This window comes from Mesorhizobium liriopis, assembly GCF_024053505.1.
GTDB lineage: Bacteria > Pseudomonadota > Alphaproteobacteria > Rhizobiales > Rhizobiaceae > Mesorhizobium_B > Mesorhizobium_B liriopis.
Map to the genome: position 1 here is coordinate 132,669 of NZ_JAMXQS010000004.1, position 18,617 is coordinate 151,285.

Annotated in this window: 17 protein-coding genes; 8 read left to right on the forward strand and 9 right to left on the reverse strand. The window is 62.9% G+C overall.

What is annotated here, in order from left to right:
• Nucleotides 1–35: 35 nt before the first annotated feature.
• The 3 genes from NGM99_RS08555 to NGM99_RS08565 form a co-directional block, all read right to left on the reverse strand.
• On the reverse strand, nucleotides 36–1,604 hold the full coding sequence (locus NGM99_RS08555; RefSeq protein ID WP_252818004.1) for a TadE/TadG family type IV pilus assembly protein: 1,569 nt from the start codon (nucleotides 1,602–1,604) through the stop codon (nucleotides 36–38).
• Between the two features lie 139 nt (nucleotides 1,605–1,743).
• Nucleotides 1,744–2,637, reverse strand: coding sequence for an oxygen-dependent coproporphyrinogen oxidase (gene hemF, locus NGM99_RS08560; RefSeq protein ID WP_252818006.1), 894 nt, complete (start codon nucleotides 2,635–2,637; stop codon nucleotides 1,744–1,746).
• 71 nt (nucleotides 2,638–2,708) lie between these two features.
• A complete protein-coding gene (locus NGM99_RS08565) occupies nucleotides 2,709–3,212 on the reverse strand; it encodes a tRNA (cytidine(34)-2'-O)-methyltransferase (RefSeq protein WP_252818450.1) in 504 nt (167 codons plus the stop codon).
• 239 nt (nucleotides 3,213–3,451) lie between these two features.
• On the opposite strand from NGM99_RS08565, the gene NGM99_RS08570 reads away from it, so the two are divergent.
• The 8 genes from NGM99_RS08570 (at nucleotide 3,452) to NGM99_RS08605 (ending at nucleotide 13,030) form a co-directional block, all read left to right on the forward strand.
• Nucleotides 3,452–5,311, forward strand: coding sequence for an ABC transporter ATP-binding protein (locus NGM99_RS08570; RefSeq protein WP_252818008.1), 1,860 nt, complete (start codon nucleotides 3,452–3,454; stop codon nucleotides 5,309–5,311).
• Nucleotides 5,312–5,326: 15 nt separating this feature from the next.
• A complete protein-coding gene (locus tag NGM99_RS08575) occupies nucleotides 5,327–7,198 on the forward strand; it encodes an ABC transporter ATP-binding protein (protein WP_252818452.1) in 1,872 nt (623 codons plus the stop codon).
• On the forward strand, nucleotides 7,195–9,054 hold the full coding sequence (locus tag NGM99_RS08580; RefSeq protein ID WP_252818009.1) for an ABC transporter ATP-binding protein: 1,860 nt from the start codon (nucleotides 7,195–7,197) through the stop codon (nucleotides 9,052–9,054). Before NGM99_RS08575 ends, NGM99_RS08580 begins: the two co-directional genes overlap by 4 nt.
• Nucleotides 9,055–9,059: 5 nt before the next feature.
• Nucleotides 9,060–9,371, forward strand: a complete 312-nt coding sequence (locus tag NGM99_RS08585; protein ID WP_252818011.1) for a DUF6665 family protein — start codon at nucleotides 9,060–9,062, stop codon at nucleotides 9,369–9,371.
• A 222-nt stretch (nucleotides 9,372–9,593) separates the two neighbouring features.
• Nucleotides 9,594–10,157 carry a ubiquinol-cytochrome c reductase iron-sulfur subunit gene (petA, locus tag NGM99_RS08590; protein ID WP_252818012.1) on the forward strand — a complete coding sequence of 188 codons (564 nt, stop codon included), beginning with the start codon at nucleotides 9,594–9,596 and terminating at the stop codon, nucleotides 10,155–10,157.
• A gap of 15 nt (nucleotides 10,158–10,172) precedes the next feature.
• On the forward strand, nucleotides 10,173–11,474 hold the full coding sequence (locus tag NGM99_RS08595; RefSeq protein ID WP_252818015.1) for a cytochrome b: 1,302 nt from the start codon (nucleotides 10,173–10,175) through the stop codon (nucleotides 11,472–11,474).
• A 45-nt stretch (nucleotides 11,475–11,519) separates the two neighbouring features.
• Nucleotides 11,520–12,377 (forward strand): cytochrome c1, encoded by an 858-nt coding sequence (locus NGM99_RS08600; RefSeq protein WP_252818017.1) that lies wholly within the window; start codon nucleotides 11,520–11,522, stop codon nucleotides 12,375–12,377.
• 107 nt (nucleotides 12,378–12,484) lie between these two features.
• Nucleotides 12,485–13,030, forward strand: coding sequence for an adenine phosphoribosyltransferase (locus NGM99_RS08605; RefSeq protein WP_252818018.1), 546 nt, complete (start codon nucleotides 12,485–12,487; stop codon nucleotides 13,028–13,030).
• Nucleotides 13,031–13,655: 625 nt separating this feature from the next.
• Here NGM99_RS08605 and NGM99_RS08610 read toward each other — a convergent pair.
• The 6 genes from NGM99_RS08610 to NGM99_RS08635 form a co-directional block, all read right to left on the reverse strand.
• Complete coding sequence (locus NGM99_RS08610; RefSeq protein WP_252818020.1) at nucleotides 13,656–14,123, reverse strand: MaoC family dehydratase; 468 nt, start codon at nucleotides 14,121–14,123, stop codon at nucleotides 13,656–13,658.
• A complete protein-coding gene (locus NGM99_RS08615; protein WP_252818021.1) occupies nucleotides 14,120–14,575 on the reverse strand; it encodes a MaoC family dehydratase in 456 nt (151 codons plus the stop codon). The genes NGM99_RS08610 and NGM99_RS08615 overlap by 4 nt, the downstream gene beginning before the upstream one ends.
• Before the next feature lie 9 nt (nucleotides 14,576–14,584).
• A complete protein-coding gene (gene ychF, locus NGM99_RS08620; RefSeq protein ID WP_252818023.1) occupies nucleotides 14,585–15,688 on the reverse strand; it encodes a redox-regulated ATPase YchF in 1,104 nt (367 codons plus the stop codon).
• Nucleotides 15,689–16,011: 323 nt separating this feature from the next.
• On the reverse strand, nucleotides 16,012–16,716 hold the full coding sequence (gene pth / locus NGM99_RS08625) for an aminoacyl-tRNA hydrolase (protein ID WP_252818024.1): 705 nt from the start codon (nucleotides 16,714–16,716) through the stop codon (nucleotides 16,012–16,014).
• Between the two features lie 21 nt (nucleotides 16,717–16,737).
• On the reverse strand, nucleotides 16,738–17,415 hold the full coding sequence (locus NGM99_RS08630) for a 50S ribosomal protein L25/general stress protein Ctc (RefSeq protein WP_252818026.1): 678 nt from the start codon (nucleotides 17,413–17,415) through the stop codon (nucleotides 16,738–16,740).
• A gap of 166 nt (nucleotides 17,416–17,581) precedes the next feature.
• Nucleotides 17,582–18,514, reverse strand: coding sequence for a ribose-phosphate pyrophosphokinase (locus NGM99_RS08635; RefSeq protein WP_252818027.1), 933 nt, complete (start codon nucleotides 18,512–18,514; stop codon nucleotides 17,582–17,584).
• Nucleotides 18,515–18,617 lie beyond the last annotated feature (103 nt).

The window sequence follows — 18,617 nt, forward strand, 5'->3', positions numbered from 1 at the left end:
CGGGTTGCGGGCCGTAAACTGAATTGAGTGTTGGTCTATTTTACGAGTCTCACGACACGCAGCGATCTCGCAATTCCTTCGAACGCTTCAAGAAGCTTATCAGCGTCCGTAGCGTCGTAATAATGCGATTCATCCGTTGCACATTTCTTCAACATGGACTTGGGGTCGCCTTCTGGGACCGCAAAAGCAACAGTGAAGACCTCAATCCCCTTTGATTTTGCATAGTCACATAGGGTTATCGAGTCGGCATTTACGGCTGCACGTTGAGCCCCCGCCGTTGCTGCTGTGGGCGAACCTATAAAATTCGTTCCTTTCAAATATTCCGTGTTCTGGATGCCTGTGGTGAGAACCCTCTGGGTGTTCAGTCCATCCGTCATGAGCACGATTGCCTTCCGCGGCTCTTGATTTTTTGGATCGTAGGCACCTGGCGCATCACTGCCAGTTCCAAAGGGGCCCTCGGGCGACAATGTATTGATACCCCACATCATGCCACCGGGGATAAACGTGTTCGGAGTGTATCCACTGCGAGATGTAATCATTCCGCTTATCGCAGCTTTGATTGTGGATTGGCTGGCATTGAGCGGCAGAACCTCCGTCAGACAGCGCTGCTTCACACTTGGCGTCGTAAGATATCCAGGATATTTGAAACTCGGTTTCTGGTCATTCAGGATTTGCTTCGCTGAACTATCCACCCGTGCACCAATACAGCCATACCAGCTGTATTGGGTTGTCGTAGTGGTTGTCTTGGTTTCAGTCTTCTCTTCGACCCAGTAAGGCTGTCCGACATTTTCATACCGGTACTCCTTGCAGCTGCGCGGAGTGGTCGTCGTTGTTGTGTACATGACGCCATCACGCTCAGTTGTAGTGGTCGTCGTTTTAGCCTCGTTCCAAGCAAGGCACTCATTCGTTTTCTTGGTATCTTGCTTCCAATAGCCTGGAGTCGTCGTTGTCGTTGTCTTCGATGAAGTCGCATAGTAGTCGTCGGGAACCGACAGGTAAGGTGCTTTCCGGTTTTTCAGTCCGATATTGATCTGCTCGGCATAAGGCACCAAGGAAACTCGTACTTTGCCATCGCCACTGTCGTTTTCTTTGAACAAGGCAGTAACAAGATTTGTTGCTGCTTTCTTCAATGTGCCGATCTTGTTGTCGACGGTCATGGAGTCGGTATTGTCGAGCACAAGGCTGACTTCGAGTTTTCCAAGAAGGGCGCGGTCTGCAACGGCACCAGCAGTAACATTCATCGTTCGGATGTTCGCGAGTGACATGAAGTAGGTGGAGACAGTACTATCAAGAGTGATCTTGATTTCCTCATCCGACGGATCAACCGTAATGCCTGTTATCTTGTCCAGGATATCTTTTTCGGTGTTCGATTTGACGTAGTTGTCTGCCAGCTTATCCAACTCGCTTTTTTTGGTTTCTCGTGACGCCGCCAGCGCCAGCGCCGTACCATCCGCCAACTGCTGAATATGGCTCCGTGCCCTTACCAGCCGCCCGTAATCCACCGCCGTGCCCACACCAAGCAGCAGCGGGATCGTGGCAATGCCCATCATGATGGCGTAGGCGCCCGACTGGTCCTTCCAGAACCGCTTAAGAATCCCCGACATGTCCCCAAACACCCCAAATGCGCGACAGAGGCGCGATCAGGGGAGAGTGGGCGCGGCATGGTTAGAGAAAGCCTTATGCCGCAAGGCTTTCGCTCAGGAAGGTGAATGGCTGGTTGCGCGCGTGTGTTCGAATGTTCGCTTAAGGGAACATCACGAGCGGCGGCAGGCTCGAGAGAATGGCAGGCACATGCCCGCCGGTTTTTAAACCGAAGATCGTGCCGCGGTCGTAGAGCAGGTTGAACTCGACATAGCGGCCACGCCGCACGAGCTGTTCGGCGCGCTCCTCGTCGCTCCACTCGATCTCCATGTTACGCTTGACGATCAGCGGGTAGACGACCGCAAAGGCGCGGCCGACATCCTGCGCGAAGGCGAAATCGGCGTCCCAGCCGCCCGTCTCGTCGGGTGAGTGCTGCCAGTCGAAGAAGATGCCGCCCACGCCGCGCGGTTCGTTGCGGTGGGGCAGGAAGAAGTACTCGTCGCACCATGCCTTGAGACGGTCGTAATCGGCGATCGGCTCGTGCTTGCGGCAGGCGAACTGCATGGCCTTGTGGAAGGTCTCGGTGTCCGGGTCTTCCGGCGTGCGCCGCGCGTTGAGAACGGGTGTCAGATCCGCGCCGCCGCCGAACCACCAGCGTGAGGTGACGACCATGCGCGTGTTCATGTGCACGGTCGGCACGTTCGGGTTGCGCGGATGGGCGATCAGCGAAATGCCGCTGGCCCAGAAACGCGGATCTTCCGAGGCGCCGGGCATCTGCTGGCGGAATTCGGGCGAGAACTCGCCATAAACGGTCGAGGTGTGCACGCCGACCTTTTCGAACACTTCGCCATGCATGACCGACATCACGCCGCCACCGCCGCGCCCCTCGTCGCGCTGCCAGGCGGTGCGCTCGAATTGCGATCCGCCGAACGGTTCCTCGATAGCCTCGAAATCCGCGCAGATGCGGTCGCGCAGGGCTTCGAACCAGTCTTTGGCTCGGGCCTTCTTGTCCTCGATATCGGCGGGCAGTCCGGCGGGGATTTCGGGACGTTGCATGGGACGCGGCACTCATTTCGGTGAGCCATGATCCCTATATTTTATGGATGAAGGGTCAAGGCGTAGAGACGCTAGGGACTTTGCGTGTCGGCTTTCTGCGCGCCCGCTTCGTGCTGTCGCCCCACCTGCCGCATCGCTTCGCCCGCGCCCATCGCGACGGATAGCGCGAGGTTCAGGCTGCGACCGCCGCCGGGCATGGGGATCGTCGCGCGTATGTCGGCTGCGTCATGCACATGATCAGGCACGCCGGCGGATTCGCGGCCGAAAAGCAGGATGTCGTCGGGTGCGAAGGCAAGGTCGGTATAGCCCACGTCCGCCTTGGTGGTGAAGAGCACGAGCCGCCTGTTCTCGGCCTTCCGCCATGCCTCGAAAGCCGTCCATTCGAGATGCCGCCTGAGCGCTGCCATCGCCAGATAGTCCATTCCGGCGCGTTTCAGATTGCGGTCCGACAGGTCGAAGCCGGCCGGCTCGATCACATCGACTGCGACCCCCAGGCAGGCTGCAAGGCGCAGGATCGTGCCCGTGTTGCCGGCAATGTCCGGCTGAAAAAGCGCCAAACGGAAATCGAAGGCCAGAGTGTTCACGTGAGGCGAAAATCCTTTGAACGGGGTGTTCCTAAGTTCATTTTGCTCATTCGTCGCCATGAGGCCGTCGTGCAGGCAGGGCGGTAAGCGCGTTCACGCCCCTTTTCAATCGACCCCTGCGACCTTATCTCAGTCTCGCGCTTGCGCATCCTTCTTGCGCGTCCCTTTTTTCTGCCAGCCACAGGCAAAGCCATCCGCGGGCAGTGCATTCTTGCCCCGAAGGCCACCCGATGTTCCGCTGGTTCGAAACCCGCCTCGATCCGTTTCCGCCACAACAGCCGGTGCAGCCGCCGAAGACGCTCGTCGCCTTCTGCCTGCATTACACCACGGGCGCTTGGCCGTTCATCATCGTGACGGGCATCCTGATCTCGCTGATCGCCATCGCCGAGGTCTGGATGTTCGGCTTTCTCGGCAGCATCGTCGACTGGTTGTCGGCTCAGAACCGCGAAACGTTCCTGCAGAACGAGGGCTGGAAACTCGCCGGCATGGGGCTGCTGGTGCTGATAGCACTCCCTCTGATGGTGACGTTCCAGTCACTGCTCCAGCATCAGACGCTGCAGGGCAACTATCCGATGCGCATCCGCTGGCTGGTGCATCGCTACCTGCTCAAGCAGTCCATGGCCTTTTATCAGGACGAGTTCGCGGGCCGCGTCGCCACCAAGCTGATGCAGACGGCGCTCGCCGTGCGCGAATGCGTGATCAAGCTGATCGATGTGCTGAACTACGTGCTCGTCTACTTCACGGGCGTGGTGATCATCGTCGGCTCGTCCGACTGGCGGTTGGCGATCCCGCTCGGGGTCTGGTTCCTGGCCTATGTCGCGCTCCTGCGCTACTTCATCCCGCGCCTGGGCCGGGTGGGCGAGGAACAGGCCGATGCGCGTTCGGTGATGACCGGACGTGTGGTGGACAGCTATACCAACATCCAGACGGTGAAGCTCTTTTCGCATTCGCGGCGTGAAGAGAGCTACGCCAGGGAAGGCATGAGCAACTTCCTCGGCACGGTGCACAAGTCGATGCGGCTGGTGACCAAGCTCTACGCCACGCTCTATTCCATCAACTGCCTGCTTCTGTTCTCGATGGGCGGTTTTGCGATCACGCTCTGGCTCAACGAGGCGATCTCGGTGGGCGCGGTGGCCGTGGCCATCGGTGTGGTCCTGCGCCTTTGGGGCATGTCGCAATGGATCATGTGGGAAATGTCCGGCCTGTTCGAGAATGTCGGCACGGTGCAGGATGGCATCCAGTCGATCGCCATGCCGCATACGGTCGAGGACAAGCCGGGCGCGCCCGCGATCGTGGTGGACAAGGGGGCCATCGAGTTCGACCGCATCGGCTTCCACTACGGCAAGGGCGGCGGAGTGATCGAGGACCTGTCGCTCACCATCGCACCGGGTGAAAAAGTCGGCATTGTCGGCCGCTCGGGCGCGGGAAAGTCCACGCTCGTCAACCTGCTTCTGCGTTTCTACGATCTCGAAAAGGGCCGCATCCTCGTGGACGGACAGGATATCGCCGCGATCCAGCAGGAGAGCTTGCGCGCGCGGATCGGCGTGGTGACGCAGGACACCTCACTGCTTCATCGCTCCGTCGCCGAGAACATCCTTTATGGCCGTCCCGATGCGGGGGCGGGGCTGATGGAGGAAGCCGTGCGCCGCGCGGAGGCGCACGATTTCATCGGCGGGCTTTCCGACCTCGAAGGCCGTGTCGGCTATGAGGCGCATGTGGGCGAACGCGGCGTGAAGCTGTCGGGCGGCCAGCGCCAGCGCATCGCGATTGCCCGGGTGATGCTGAAGGACGCGCCGATCCTGATCCTCGACGAGGCGACCTCCGCGCTCGACTCGGAAGCGGAGGCGGCCATTCAGGAAAACCTTTATCGCCTGATGGAAGGCAAGACGGTGATCGCGATCGCGCATCGCCTCTCGACCATCGCGGCGATGGATCGATTGGTGGTGATGGACCAGGGCCGCATCGTGGAAGATGGCACGCATGAGGAACTGGTGGCGCGCGGCGGGATTTATGCCAGCCTGTGGCAACGTCAGTCGGGCGGCTTCCTGCTCGCTGACGCCCCGGACCAGCAACAGCAGGCGGCGGAGTAGAACGCGGCTTTGGCGATACTCGCGCCCCTTTACAGCGCTTTCGAGCGCTGGGTCGATCCCTTCCGCGAAGGCGCGCCCGCGCGGCCGCCCGCGACCACGTTCGGCTTTCTCTGGCATTATGTGAGCCAGGCCAAGGGTGCGTTCTTCGCCATGCTGGTGATCGGCGGAATCGCTCCGCTGGTCGAAGCGGGGCTGTTCTACTTCGTCGGGCGGCTGGTCGATATCCTCGACGCGCTACCCGCCGAGCGAAGCTGGGCGGCCTTGTGGAGTGCGGCCGGCTCCGAGCTGCTCTTCATGGCGGCAGTGGTGCTGGTGATCCGCACCATGGTGGTCGGCCTGTCAGCGATGGTGGACGAGCAAACGATCACGCCGGGCTTCTACAATCTCGTGCGCTGGCAGGCGCACCGGCATGTGTCGCGCCAGTCCTACGGTTTCTTCCAGAACGACTTCACCGGGCGCATCGCGACCAAGGTCTGGCAGTCGGGGCAGGCGACGGGCGATCTCGTGGAAAGCTTCGTCGAGGTCATCTGGTTCATGATCGTCTATACTGTCACGACGCTCGCGCTGGTGGCGGGGCTCGACTGGCGGCTGGCAGCACTCGTCGTGGTCTGGATCGCAGCCTTCGGCTGGCTCGCCAAGCTGTTTTTGCCCAAAATCCGCAAGAGTGCCGAAGCCACCGCCGAGGCGGGCTCGATGATCAATGGCCGGATCGTCGATTCCTATTCCAACGTCCAGACGCTGAAGCTCTTCGCGGCCGATGGCGACACGCGCTACATCCGCGAGGGCTTCGACCGCTATCTCGGCGCGCTGCGACCTTTCACGCGGCGATTGACGGGTGTGCGGGTGGCGCTGACCGCGCTGTCGGGCGTGATGATCACGGCCATCGGCGCCTTCGCCGTGTCGCTTTGGGTGGAGGGCGCGATCACCGTTGGCGCGGTGGCCTTCACCCTGTCGCTCGTCTTGCGCCTCAATATGCTGCTCGGGCGGCTGATGATGCAGCTCAACGGCATCCTCCGGAACCTCGGCACCCTCGAAAATTCCAAGGCGCTGATCGCCCAACCTCTGGCGCTGACCGATGCGCCGGATGCTGCGGTGCTGAAGGTGACAGGCGGTGAGGTGCAGGTGGACGATGTGTCGTTCCACTACGGCAAAGGCGAAGGTGTGCTGGATCATGTGTCGCTTACGATCAAGCCGGGCGAAAAGGTCGGGCTGGTCGGCCCGAGCGGCGCGGGCAAGACCACGCTCGTGAACCTCATCCTGCGCCTTTACGATACCGAAGAGGGCCGCATCCTGATCGATGGACAGGATATCGCGCAGGTCACGCAGGATTCGTTGCGTGGGCAGATCGGCGTGGTGGCTCAGGAAACCGCGCTGTTCCATCGATCGCTCGCCGACAATATCCGCCTCGGCAAGCCCGATGCGACCGAGGCCGAGGTCGTGGCCGCGGCGCGCAAGGCCGAAGCCGAGGGTTTCATCGCGTCGCTGCGTGACGACAAGGATCGCGTCGGACTCGATGCCTTTGTCGGCGAGCGCGGGGTGAAGCTGTCGGGCGGACAGCGCCAGCGCGTGGCGATCGCGCGCGTGTTCCTCAAGGATGCCCCGATCCTGATTCTCGACGAGGCGACGTCCGCGCTCGATTCGGACGTGGAAGCTGCCATCCAGGAGAACCTGTCCAAGCTGATGGAAGGCAAGACGGTGATCGCCATCGCCCACCGTCTTTCGACCATCGCGGCCCTCGACCGGCTCGTGGTGCTCGATGGCGGACGCATCGTGGAAGAGGGCACCCATGATGAGCTCGTGCGGCGCGACGGCCTCTATGCGCGGCTGTGGAAGCGGCAGTCCGGCGGTTTCCTCGCACACGACACGATAGCGGAGGCCGCCGAGTGAGCTGGCGCAACCGCTTCTTCAAGAGCGCCGAGGACCTGATCGATCCGTTTCACGACACGGATCGCGAGGTGCTGCCCAAGACCGCGTGGCGCTTCATTCTTTACTTCGCCGCCCAGGCCAAGGGGCCTTTCCTGCTGCTCCTCGTCATGGGCGGGCTCGCCGGCGCGGTGGATGCGGCGCTCTACTGGTCGGTGGGCTGGCTGATCGACCTGCTCGACGCTTCCTCGCCCCAGCGCCTGCTCGCCGACCACTGGCAGGAGTTGGTCGGCCTGCTCGCACTGTTGCTCGTGGTGCGCACACTGGTGATGATCGGCTCTGCCGTGGTCGAACAGCAGATCATCGTGCCGGGCTTCTTCACCATGGTGCGCTGGCAATCGTTCCGCCGTGTGATCGACCAGCCCTATGGCTTCTTCCAGAACGATTTTGCCGGCCGTATTGCGACCAAGATCATGCAGGGTGGCGAGGCGGTGGGCGATTTCGTCGTCAACCTGCTTCAGACCATGTGGTCGTTTTTGACCTTCGTGGTGCTGACGGTGACGATCCTCGTCTCGCTCGATCCGTGGATGGGGCTGATCGTCGGCCTCTGGTTCGCCGGTTACTGCGCGGTCATCCGCTACCTGCTGCCCGAGATGCGGACGGCAGGGCGCGAAACGGCCGACCAGCGCTCGATCTTCACCGGCCGCATGGTCGATGTCTTCACCAACATCATGGCCGTCAAGCTGTTCGACCGCGGACGGCGCGAGCACGACTATGTGCGCCAAAGCCTCGACCAGTTTCTCGTCGCGATCATCCGGCTGACCCGTGCGGTGACCACCGTTCGCTCGGCGGTCGCCGTTCTCAACGGCCTCATGATGTCGGCCGTCGGTGCGCTGGCGGTGAGCCAGTGGGTCGACGGCGCCATCACCAGCGGTGCCATCGCCGCCGCCATGGGCCTCGTTTTCCGTCTCAACCAGATGTCGGGCTGGGTGATGTTCAACATCAACGGCCTCGTGCGGAACTATGGCACGGTTCAGGACTCGATCCGCACCGTTTCGGTTCAGCCGGCCTTGCGCGACAGGCCGGATGCGCTGGAGATCAGTCGGGCGCGGGGCGAAATCCGCTTCGAGAACGTGTCCTTCCATTATGGCAAGGAGGGCGGCGTGATCGAGAACCTGTCCTTCACCATCCGCCCCGGCGAGCGCGTGGCGCTCGTTGGCCCGTCGGGGGCAGGCAAGACCACGATCATCAACCTGCTCTTGCGCCTGTTCGACATCGAGAAGGGCCGCATCCTGCTCGACGGGCAAGACATCCGCGCGATGACGCAGGCTTCCTTGCGCGCGCAGTTCGGCGTGGTCACGCAGGACGCCATGCTGATGCACCGCTCGATCCGCGACAATATCGGCTACGGCAACCCCGAAGCCGAACAGGATGAGATCGAGCGTGCCGCGATGCGCGCCGCCGCCCACGACTTCATCGAAGGCGTGTCCGACCCGCGCGGTCGCACCGGCTATGACGCGCAGGTGGGCGAGCGAGGGGTGAAGCTGTCGGGCGGCCAGCGCCAGCGTATCGCCATCGCCCGCATGATGTTGAAGGACGCGCCGGTGCTGATCCTCGACGAGGCGACGTCCGCACTCGATTCGGAGGTCGAGGCGGCGATCCAGGAGAACCTGTTCGAACTGATGGAAGGCAAGACGGTGATCGCGGTCGCGCACCGGCTCTCGACCATTGCCGCCCTCGACCGCCTGATCGTGCTCGACCACGGTCGCATCGTCGAAGAAGGCAGCCACGAAGAACTCGTCGCCAAGGGCGGCCTCTATGCCGGTCTGTGGAAGCGCCAGTCCGGCGGCTTTCTCGCCGACAGCCTCGCCGCCGAGTGAGTGCCATGAGTGTTCGTCCGCCGTCGATCTATTCCGGCGCCAACCCGCAGGATGCGCTGTTCGATGCGCTTCAGCATGAGGTTCAAGGCGAGAAGGCATCTTCGCTCGGGCGGGCAGGGCGGCTTGCCGAGGAAGCGCTGGCACGGCTCGCCATGAACACGGAGCCGGCCCTGCGCGACGAGCTTCTGCGACAGGCGGCCAAGGCCGTCTACGCCTACTTCATCCAGCGTGAGTTGTGCGGATTTCGACGGCATCAGGATGTGATCCGCGAACTCGGTATTCCCTCCGCCGTTCTGGCCCGGCTCGGCGCCGTCTGACACCTTTTTCAAGCACCGCGACAAACTGCCCGCCGGGCGCGGTGCTCTATGGACAAGGCACTTTCTGCCGCCTAGAAAAAGCCGCAAACCGCCGGGCCCACCCGTTCGCGACACGTCCGTCTCGCTCGATAGGAAAGCCCCACGGTTGATGCATTCGGCCATGCCTGCTTGGAGGAGCAAGACGCGGCATGGACCTCCGAATGCGCAAGACGAGGACAATACGTGAGCACTCACGACGTTTCAGAACCCACGCGGCGCGACTTCCTTTATGTGGCGACCGGCGCAGTCGGCGCGGTCGGCGCGGCTGGTCTCGCATGGCCTTTTATCGACCAGATGCGGCCCGATGCCTCCACGCTGGCGCTCGCGACGGTCGAGGTCGATGTCGCCACCCTCGAGCCCGGCATGAGCCTGACCGCCAAATGGCGCGGCAAGCCGATCTTCATCCGCAACCGCACGGAAAAGGAAGTGGAAGAAGCCAAGGCCGTGCAGCTCGGCGATCTCAAGGACCCCGTTGCGCGCAACGCCAATGTGCCGGCTGACGCTCAGGCGACCGACATCGACCGTTCGGCGGGCGAGGGCAAGGAGAACTGGATCGTGATGGTCGGCTCCTGCACCCATCTCGGCTGCGTGCCGCTCGGCCAGTCCGGTGATTTCGGCGGCTGGTTCTGCCCGTGCCACGGTTCGCACTACGACACGGCAGGCCGCATCCGCAAAGGCCCCGCACCACAGAACCTCGCCGTGCCGGTGTTCTCGTTCATCTCCGATACCAAGATCCGCATCGGTTAAAACAGGGAGGATTCCATGGGCGCCCATTCCACCTATTCTCCCAAGACGGGCATCGGCCGCTGGGTCGATGCGCGCATGCCGCTGCCGCGCCTCGTACACGACTCGTTCGTGTCCTTTCCGGTGCCGCGCAACCTGAACTACGCCTACACCTTCGGCGGCATCCTGGCCTTGATGCTCGGCGCGCAGATCCTGACCGGCGTGGTGCTCGCCATGCACTACGCGGCGGATACGCGTTTCGCGTTCCAGTCGGTCGAAAAGGTCATGCGCGACGTGAATTCGGGCTGGCTGCTGCGCTACCTGCACGCCAACGGCGCGTCGATGTTCTTCATCGCCGTCTACCTGCACATCGCCCGCGGCCTTTATTACGGTTCCTACAAGCAGCCGCGTGAGCTGCTCTGGATCCTCGGCTGCATCATCTACCTCCTGATGATGGCGACCGGCTTCATGGGCTACGTGCTGCCTTGGGGCCAGATGAGCTTCTGGGGCGCCACCGTCATCACCGGCTTTTTCACCGCCATTCCGCTGGTCGGCGAGTGGGTGCAGCAGCTGCTGCTCGGCGGCTTCGCCGTGGACAATCCGACGCTCAACCGCTTCTTCGCACTGCACTACCTCTTGCCCTTCATGATCGCGGGCGTCGTCGTGCTTCATATCTGGGCGCTGCATGTGGTGGGCCAGACGAACCCGACCGGTATCGAGGTCAAGTCGAAGACCGACACGGTCGCTTTCACGCCTTACGCGACCGTCAAGGACGCGCTGGGCATGATCGTGTTCCTGATCCTGTTCTCCTATTTCGTCTTCTACCTGCCGAACTATCTCGGCCATCCCGACAACTATACGATCGCTAACCCGCTCAAGACGCCGGCCCATATCGTGCCCGAATGGTACTACCTGCCGTTCTATGCGATCCTGCGCGCCATCACCTTCAATATCGGGCCGATCGACTCCAAGCTGGGCGGCGTGCTGGCGATGTTCGGTGCCATCGCGGTGCTGTTCTTCGTGCCGTGGCTCGACACGTCGCGCGTGCGCTCGGCGGCCTACCGTCCCTGGTACAAGCTGTTCTTCTGGCTCTTCGCGATAAACGCGATCTTCCTCGGCTGGCTCGGCTCGCGTCCGGCTGAAGGCGCCTACGTGATCATGTCGCAGCTTTCGACGCTCTACTACTTCGCGTTCTTTCTCGTGATCATGCCGCTGCTCGGCCTGTTCGAAACGCCGCGCAAGCTGCCCGGTTCGATCACCGAAGCGGTGCTCGCCAAGCATGGTGGCCATGGCGCTGCCCTGCCGCAGGGTGCCGCTGCCGCGCCCGAGCATAAGGGCTGAGCCGTGGGAGTGCTGGGAAGACGCATGGTGTCTGGGGGAATGCGCATGAACAAGATGATGGCCAGCCTGGCGGTCGTCGGATTGGCGATGGGGCTGAGCGGCGCCGTCGCTCAGGAAGCCGAGCACAGCGAGGCTGAGCCGACGCATTTCCCGATCCACAAGCCCGAATATGAAAGCTGGAGCTTCGCAGGCCCCTTCGGAACCTATGACAAGGCCCAGCTGCAGCGGGGCTTCAAGGTTTACCGCGAGGTCTGCTCGGCCTGCCACTCGATGAACTATGTCCCGTTCCGCGCCCTGGAAGGGCTCGGCTATTCGGAAGGGCAGGTGAAGACCATCGCCGCCGAATACGAGGTGCAGGATGGGCCGAATGCGGATGGCGACATGTTCACCCGCAAGGCGATTCCGTCCGACTACTTCCCGTCGCCCTATGCCAACCCGGAAGCAGCGGCCGCGTCCAACAACGGTGCCGCTCCGCCCGATCTTTCGCTGATCGCCAAGGCGCGCGCGGTTGAGCGTGGCTTCCCGAACTTCGTGTTCGACATCTTCACGCAATATGCCGAGATGGGCCCGGACTATATCCATGCGCTTCTGACCGGCTACGACCAGACGCCGCCGCAAGGCATGGAGATCGCGGAAGGCACGCACTACAATCCGTATTTCATTGCGGGCAAGTCGCTCGCCATGCCCAAGCCGCTGAGCGACGGGCAGGTGACCTACGACGACGGCTCGCCCGGCACCGTGGACCAGTATTCGCGTGACGTTTCCGCCTTCCTAATGTGGGCCGCCGAACCGCATATGGATGACCGCAAGCGCATGGGCTTCCGCGTGATCCTGTTCCTGCTCGTGATGACCGGCCTCGTCTGGGCTACCAAGCGCCGCATCTGGGCGGACGTGCCGCACTGAGGTAAGAAGCAGATCAGTCCGATTCCGAAGGGCGCCTTTTGGGCGCCCTTTGCATTGTTGGGGAGGCCATTTGGGCTTCACCTGACCAAAGCACGAGAGTTCCGCTCATGTCCGCCTTCAACGAAAGCACTCTCGCGGCCAGCATCCGCACCATCGTGGATTATCCCAAGCCGGGCATCCTGTTTCGCGACATCACCACGCTGCTCGGCGACGCCCGCGCCTTCCGCCGTGCAGTCGACGCCCTGGTACAGCCTTATGCGGGCTCGAAGGTGGACAAGGTCGCGGGCATCGAGGCGCGCGGTTTCATTCTGGGCGGCGCGGTCGCACATCAGCTCTCCGCCGGCTTCGTGCCGATCCGCAAGAAGGGCAAGCTCCCGCACGACACGGTGCGCATCGCCTACAGCCTGGAATACGGCATCGACGAGATGGAAATGCACAGGGATGCCATCGCGCCGGGCGACAAGGTGATCCTCGTGGACGATCTGATCGCGACGGGCGGCACGGCAGAGGCCGCCGCCAAGCTCCTGCAGCAGATGGGCGCCGACATCGTCGCGGCGTGCTTCGTGATCGATCTGCCGGATCTGGGCGGCCGAAAGCGGTTGGAAGCGCTGGGGGTGGATGTCAGGACGCTGATTGCGTTTGACGGCCACTAGGGGCTGTCCAGTTCTTTTTAAACCGGGCAGATCCTCGATTCCTCGGTTTGCGGCGGTGTGGGGACAAGCCGGCTTCCACCTTGCTCGGACAGCCTCGGTTTCGTGGCCGCCGCCGCGCTCCCGGCCGCAAGACGGCTGCGCGCCATCGCCGAAATCGCACCGGCACGGTGATGAATAAAAACTCAGGCCTCGCCACGCAAACCCTTGCGCTCCGGGGTTCACCGCTTTTCTTCGTCCACGCCTTCTTCGCTTCGCGTAGATTTCGCTTACCGCTTCATCGGGAGCCAGGTCGCGACGGCGATCCTGAGGAGCGGACGGTGCCGGATTGGTCGCGCCAACGTAGCGCAGCTGGGTGATGAGCCCCTAAGTCCGGGCCCCAAGTGAGGAACGTGGTAGCGCGCGTTCTGTGGACCTAGGGCAAGAACACCGAAACGGCGCGTGGCGGAGGCCACCCAAACATTTGAAGTTCCGCAGGCCGGGCGTCACGCGCCGTCTCCTGAAATCAACCCAAACCCGATCCGCCTCGGCACACCGAGCGCGGCGACGATGGCGCGCATCCGGACGTTGCCGAGGCAAAGTGAAATCCCCTTCAACGAGAACAGAGCAAACCCTTGGCGACAACCCGCTAGGCCCGCAGCAACACCGCGCTCTCGAATTCCAGCACCTTGTCGCCCGTGCTGTCATATGCCTCGGCCAGCGTCGTCACGATCCGCCAGCCCGGCCGCGAAGCCATGCGCCGGTGCGCGGTGACCTTTCGCGAATAGCTTACCGTCTCGCCTGCGAAGACCGGCTTGGGCCAGCGCAGGTTCTGGAAACCGGGGGAGGGCCCGAATTCCGGACGCGGGCCGGGGCCGTCCCAAGCTTGCGCCGTTGCCTTATCCTGCTGGGCGAGGTTGAGCTTCATCCAGACCGAGGCCGTATGCCAGCCGGACGCACAGAGCGCCCCGAAGACGGAGTGGCGGGCCAGTTCCTCATCGAGATGAAAGGGCTGCGGGTCCCACTTCGCGGCGAATTCCTTGATCGAGCCCACGTCGAAAGTGTGGGTGCCGAGCGGGATCGTTTCGCCGAGGCTGAGATACTGATCGAGCGTCATGGCCGCTCCCGCGTGGCGAACATGCCGGTGTTCTGAAGCTCGACCACGACATCGCCGCGTGCATTGCTGATCTCATGCGCCAGCGTCACCAGCCCCAAGCCGGGGCGCGACTTGGACAGCCGCTTGTCGAGCACGGTGGTCTTGCCGGAAAGAACGTCGCCCGCCAGCACCGGCCGCTTCCAGCGCACGAAATCGATGCCGGGCGCGCCTTGCGAGGTGGAGTCGATGAGGAACGCGTCGCACATCATGCGCATGAACATGGCGCAGGTGTGCCAGCCGGAGGCGGCAAGGCCACCGAGCAAGCTCGCGCGGCCCGCTTCCTCGCTCAGATGCATGGGCTGGGCGTCGAACTCGGACGCGAAGGCGACGATCTCGTCCGCGCTCACCGTCCGGGTGCCGAGAGAAATCTCGTTCCCGACGGTGAAGTCCTCATAGGCCCAGCTCTTGTCCATCGCCCGGCCTCAGACGTTGAACTTGAACAGCATCACGTCGCCGTCCTGCACCACATATTCCTTGCCTTCGTCGCGCGCCTTGCCGGCATCGCGCGCGGCCACTTCGCCGCCGAGTTCCACGAAATCCTTGAAGGCGATGGTCTGGGCGCGGATGAAGCCACGCTCGAAATCCGTATGGATGACGCCCGCCGCTTCCGGCGCCTTGGCGCCCTTGCGCACCGTCCAGGCACGCGTCTCCTTGGGGCCCGCGGTGAAATAAGTGATGAGGTTCAGGAGGCCGTAGCCTTCGCGGATCAGGCGGTCGAGGCCGGGCTCTTCGAGGCCGAGATCGGACAGGAACTCGCGTGCATCGGCATCCGGCAGCTGCGCCACTTCGGCCTCGATGGCGGCCGAGATGACGACCGTCCGCGCACCTTGCTCGGCGGCCATGGCCTCCACGGCCTTGGTATGCTCGTTGCCGGTCGCCGCATCGCCTTCGGCGACGTTGCAGACATAGAGGACGGGCTTCGAGGTGAGCAGGTTCAGACCCTTGAGGATCACCAGATCCTCGGGTGCGATGTCCTTCAGCATGACGCGCACAGGCTTGCCGTCCTGCAACAGGGTGGTCGCCTGTTCCATGACGGGAAGTACCGCCATCGACTCCTTGTCCTTCGAGGCGGCCCGCTTGCGCGTCTGAAGAAGGCGGCGCTCGAGGCTTTCGAGGTCGGACAGCATCAATTCCGTTTCGACCGTTTCTGCATCCGCCACCGGATCGATGCGGCCTTCGACATGGGTGATGTCGTCATCCTCGAAGCAGCGCAGCACGTGGACGACGGCATCGACCTCCCGGATATTGGCGAGGAACTGGTTGCCGAGACCCTCACCCTTGGATGCGCCGCGCACGAGGCCGGCAATGTCCACGAAGGAAATGCGCGTCGGCACGATCTCCTTCGACTTGGCGATGCCCGCGATCTGGTCGAGCCGCTTGTCGGGCACGGCGACCTCACCGGTGTTCGGCTCGATGGTGCAGAACGGATAGTTCGCGGCCTGCGCTGCGGCCGTACGCGTCAGGGCGTTGAAAAGCGTCGATTTGCCGACATTCGGCAAACCGACGATGCCACATCTGAAACCCATAAGTGGAAACCTTGAACGGAAAAGGAGATTTGCGCGAGGCTATGGGGGATGGGGTCGAGGGTCGTCAAGTGTTGGTGGGAGTTCAGCGTAGGGACGATGAACTGATCGGCGACAAGTTCTGAGGCGCACCCCCCACCCTGTATCCCTCCCCACAAGGGGGAGGGAGGGCATCATCGTCGTATTCACCCTCGATGCTTGGTGTCCGGTTTGAAGGTGGGTGACGACGTTCGCGTTCCCATCCTCCTTGTGGGGAGGGGTAAGGGGTGGGGGTAGCCTCTCCGCTGGGTTCCACGCCGAAGTAGAGGCTTTCACCTCACTCAGCTTCACTCCTTGCCCATCAGCTTCCGCAGCATGGCCGCCATCGGCCCGGTCTCCGGCAGCTTGGGCGCCGGTTGCTGTCGCGCCTGCCGGATGTGGCTTTGCGCCTTTGCCGGCTTCGGCGCAGGTGCAGGTTTGTCGCCTTGGCCCGTCAGCACGCTCACCTTGTTCATGAAGCCTGCTTCATCACCGGATGCGAGCAATGGGGCTGCATCAGCCAGCGCGTCCAGCAACGGGTCGAGCCATTCGGCTTCGGCCTTTGCGAAGTCGCCCAGCACATGCGGCGTCACCAGATGCTTGGAGCCCGGATGGCCGATGCCGAGGCGCACGCGGCGGTAGTCCTGCCCGCAATGGCCGTCGATCGAACGAATCCCGTTATGGCCGCCAGCCCCGCCGCCGCGCTTCACGCGGACCTTGCCGGGCGCGAGGTCGAGTTCGTCGTAGAAGACGGTCAGGGCTGAGGTTTCGAGCTTGAAGAAGCGCAAGGCTTCGCCGACCGGCTGGCCGGACAGGTTCATGAAGCTCTGCGGCTTGAGAAGAAGGATCTTCTGGCCGCCGATGCGGCCCTCGGCGATCTCGGCCGAGAATTTCTTGCTCCACGGCGCGAAGCCATGGCGGGACGCGATGCGGTCCACCGCCATGAAGCCGATATTGTGGCGCTGGCCGGCATGTTGCCGGCCAGGATTGCCGAGGCCTGCCCAGACGAGCATTCCTGCCTCCTGAGAAAAGGATTACTCCTTGTTCTCTTCCGTCTCGCCTTCGCCCTCGGCGGCAGTTGCTTCGGCCTCAGCCTCGGCACGCTCTTCAGCCGGCGCGGTTTCTTCGGCCGTCTCGGCCTTCATCGCCGACGAAGCGGCAATGGTGGCAACGGTGAAGTCGCGGTCGGTGATGACCGGACGCGTGCCTTCCGGCAGCGCGATGGCCGAGATGTGGATCGAATCGCCGATCTCGAGACCGGTGAGGTCGAAAGTCAGGCTGTCCGGGATCTTGTCGGCCTGGCAGTGCAGTTCGACTTCGTGGCGCACGATGTTGAGAACGCCGCCGCGCTTGATGCCGGGCGCCTCATCTTCGTTGATGAAGTGCACGGGCACCTGCACGTTCACTTCCGAGTTGCGGCCGATGCGCAGGAAGTCGACGTGAACCGGCGCGTCGCTCACGGGGTCAAGCTGGTAGTCCTTGGGGAGGACACGGATCTTCTGGCCGCCGACATCGATGGTCGCGACCGTGGTCATGAAGCCGCCGCCATGGATCTTGTAGAAGATGTCCTTGTAAGGCAGGGTGATCGAGATCGGGGCTTGCTTTTCGCCGTAAATGACGGCGGGCACCTGGCCATTGCGGCGCATTGCACGGGCGGACCCCTTACCGACCCGATCGCGCGCCTCGGCCTTGAGCTCGTAAGTTTCGCTCATGGCATTTCCTTTCGCGTGTTGCTGGAGATTCCAGCCCAAGGGGCTGAAACAACGAAAGCCGCATGATCTGCGGCTTCGTGCCTCTCGCTGCCTCCAAGGGTGTCTGCGAGAGGTGAGGGGCCTATAGCGGACAGGTGGCTGTTCCGCAAGGCAAATAGGCAGAGGTTCAGTCGAAGAGGCTCGAGACCGACTCTTCGCTTGCGGTGCGCGTGATGGCTTCGCCGATAAGGTCGGCGATCGACACGACGCGGATATTGGCCGCCGCCTCGACGGCAGCGGCAGGCTGGATCGAGTCGGTGATCACCAGTTCCTTCAGCTTGGAGCCCGTGATGCGCGACACGGCCGTGCCGGAAAGCACGCCATGGGTGATATAGGCAGTGACGCTCGCGGCGCCGTTCTTCAGAAGCGCATCGGCGGCGTTCACCAGCGTGCCGCCCGAATCCACGATGTCGTCGAACAGCAGGCAGTCCTTGCCCGATACGTCGCCGATGATGTTCATGACTTCGGATTCACCCGGGCGCTCGCGCCGCTTGTCGACGATGGCGAGCTGGGCATCGATGCGCTTGGCGAGCGCACGGGCGCGCACCACGCCGCCCACATCTGGCGAGACGACCATGATGTTGGACGTGTCATTGCGCGCCTTGACGTCACGCGACATCACCGGCACGGCGAAGAGGTTGTCGGTGGGAATATCGAAGAAGCCCTGGATCTGCCCGGCGTGGAGGTCGAGCGTCAGGACGCGGTCGGCGCCCGCCTGGGTGATGAGGTTGGCGACGAGCTTGGCCGAGATCGGCGTGCGGCCCGAGGCGCGGCGGTCCTGGCGGGCATAGCCGAAATAGGGAACCACCGCCGTGATGCGCTTGGCCGAGGAGCGGCGGAAGGCATCGATCATGATGAGCAGTTCCATCAGGTGATCGTTGGCCGGATACGATGTCGATTGCAGCACGAACACGTCCTGCCCGCGCACGTTCTCCTGGATCTCGACGAAGATTTCCTGGTCGGCGAAGCGGCGCACGGATGCGCGCCCGAGCGGAATCGAAAGGTAGCGGGCGACCGCTTCGGCCAGGACCCTATTGGAGTTGCCGGCGAAAAGCTTCATCGAAACGGGACCTGGGAATGCCTGGGGAATCGAACGCGTGCACGCTCTAACCATGCGCCCGGCTAATGCAAGGGCTTAGCGCGTGTTAGCGGCGGTTCGAGAA

Bases quoted from the DNA above. Each gene is read 5' to 3' on its own strand.
- NGM99_RS08615 (WP_252818021.1), bottom strand. From the start codon at position 14,575: ATGGACAAGAGCTGGGCCTATGAGGACTTCACCGTCGGGAACGAGATT.
- NGM99_RS08555 (WP_252818004.1), bottom strand. From the start codon at position 1,604: ATGTCGGGGATTCTTAAGCGGTTCTGGAAGGACCAGTCGGGCGCCTAC.
- NGM99_RS08570 (WP_252818008.1), top strand. From the start codon at position 3,452: ATGTTCCGCTGGTTCGAAACCCGCCTCGATCCGTTTCCGCCACAACAG.
- NGM99_RS08595 (WP_252818015.1), top strand. From the start codon at position 10,173: ATGGGCGCCCATTCCACCTATTCTCCCAAGACGGGCATCGGCCGCTGG.
- NGM99_RS08610 (WP_252818020.1), bottom strand. From the start codon at position 14,123: ATGACGCTCGATCAGTATCTCAGCCTCGGCGAAACGATCCCGCTCGGC.
- ychF (WP_252818023.1), bottom strand. From the start codon at position 15,688: ATGGGTTTCAGATGTGGCATCGTCGGTTTGCCGAATGTCGGCAAATCG.
- NGM99_RS08630 (WP_252818026.1), bottom strand. From the start codon at position 17,415: ATGAGCGAAACTTACGAGCTCAAGGCCGAGGCGCGCGATCGGGTCGGT.
- hemF (WP_252818006.1), bottom strand. From the start codon at position 2,637: ATGCAACGTCCCGAAATCCCCGCCGGACTGCCCGCCGATATCGAGGAC.
- NGM99_RS08605 (WP_252818018.1), top strand. From the start codon at position 12,485: ATGTCCGCCTTCAACGAAAGCACTCTCGCGGCCAGCATCCGCACCATC.
- NGM99_RS08635 (WP_252818027.1), bottom strand. From the start codon at position 18,514: ATGAAGCTTTTCGCCGGCAACTCCAATAGGGTCCTGGCCGAAGCGGTC.
- NGM99_RS08585 (WP_252818011.1), top strand. From the start codon at position 9,060: ATGAGTGTTCGTCCGCCGTCGATCTATTCCGGCGCCAACCCGCAGGAT.
- pth (WP_252818024.1), bottom strand. From the start codon at position 16,716: ATGCTCGTCTGGGCAGGCCTCGGCAATCCTGGCCGGCAACATGCCGGC.
- NGM99_RS08600 (WP_252818017.1), top strand. From the start codon at position 11,520: ATGAACAAGATGATGGCCAGCCTGGCGGTCGTCGGATTGGCGATGGGG.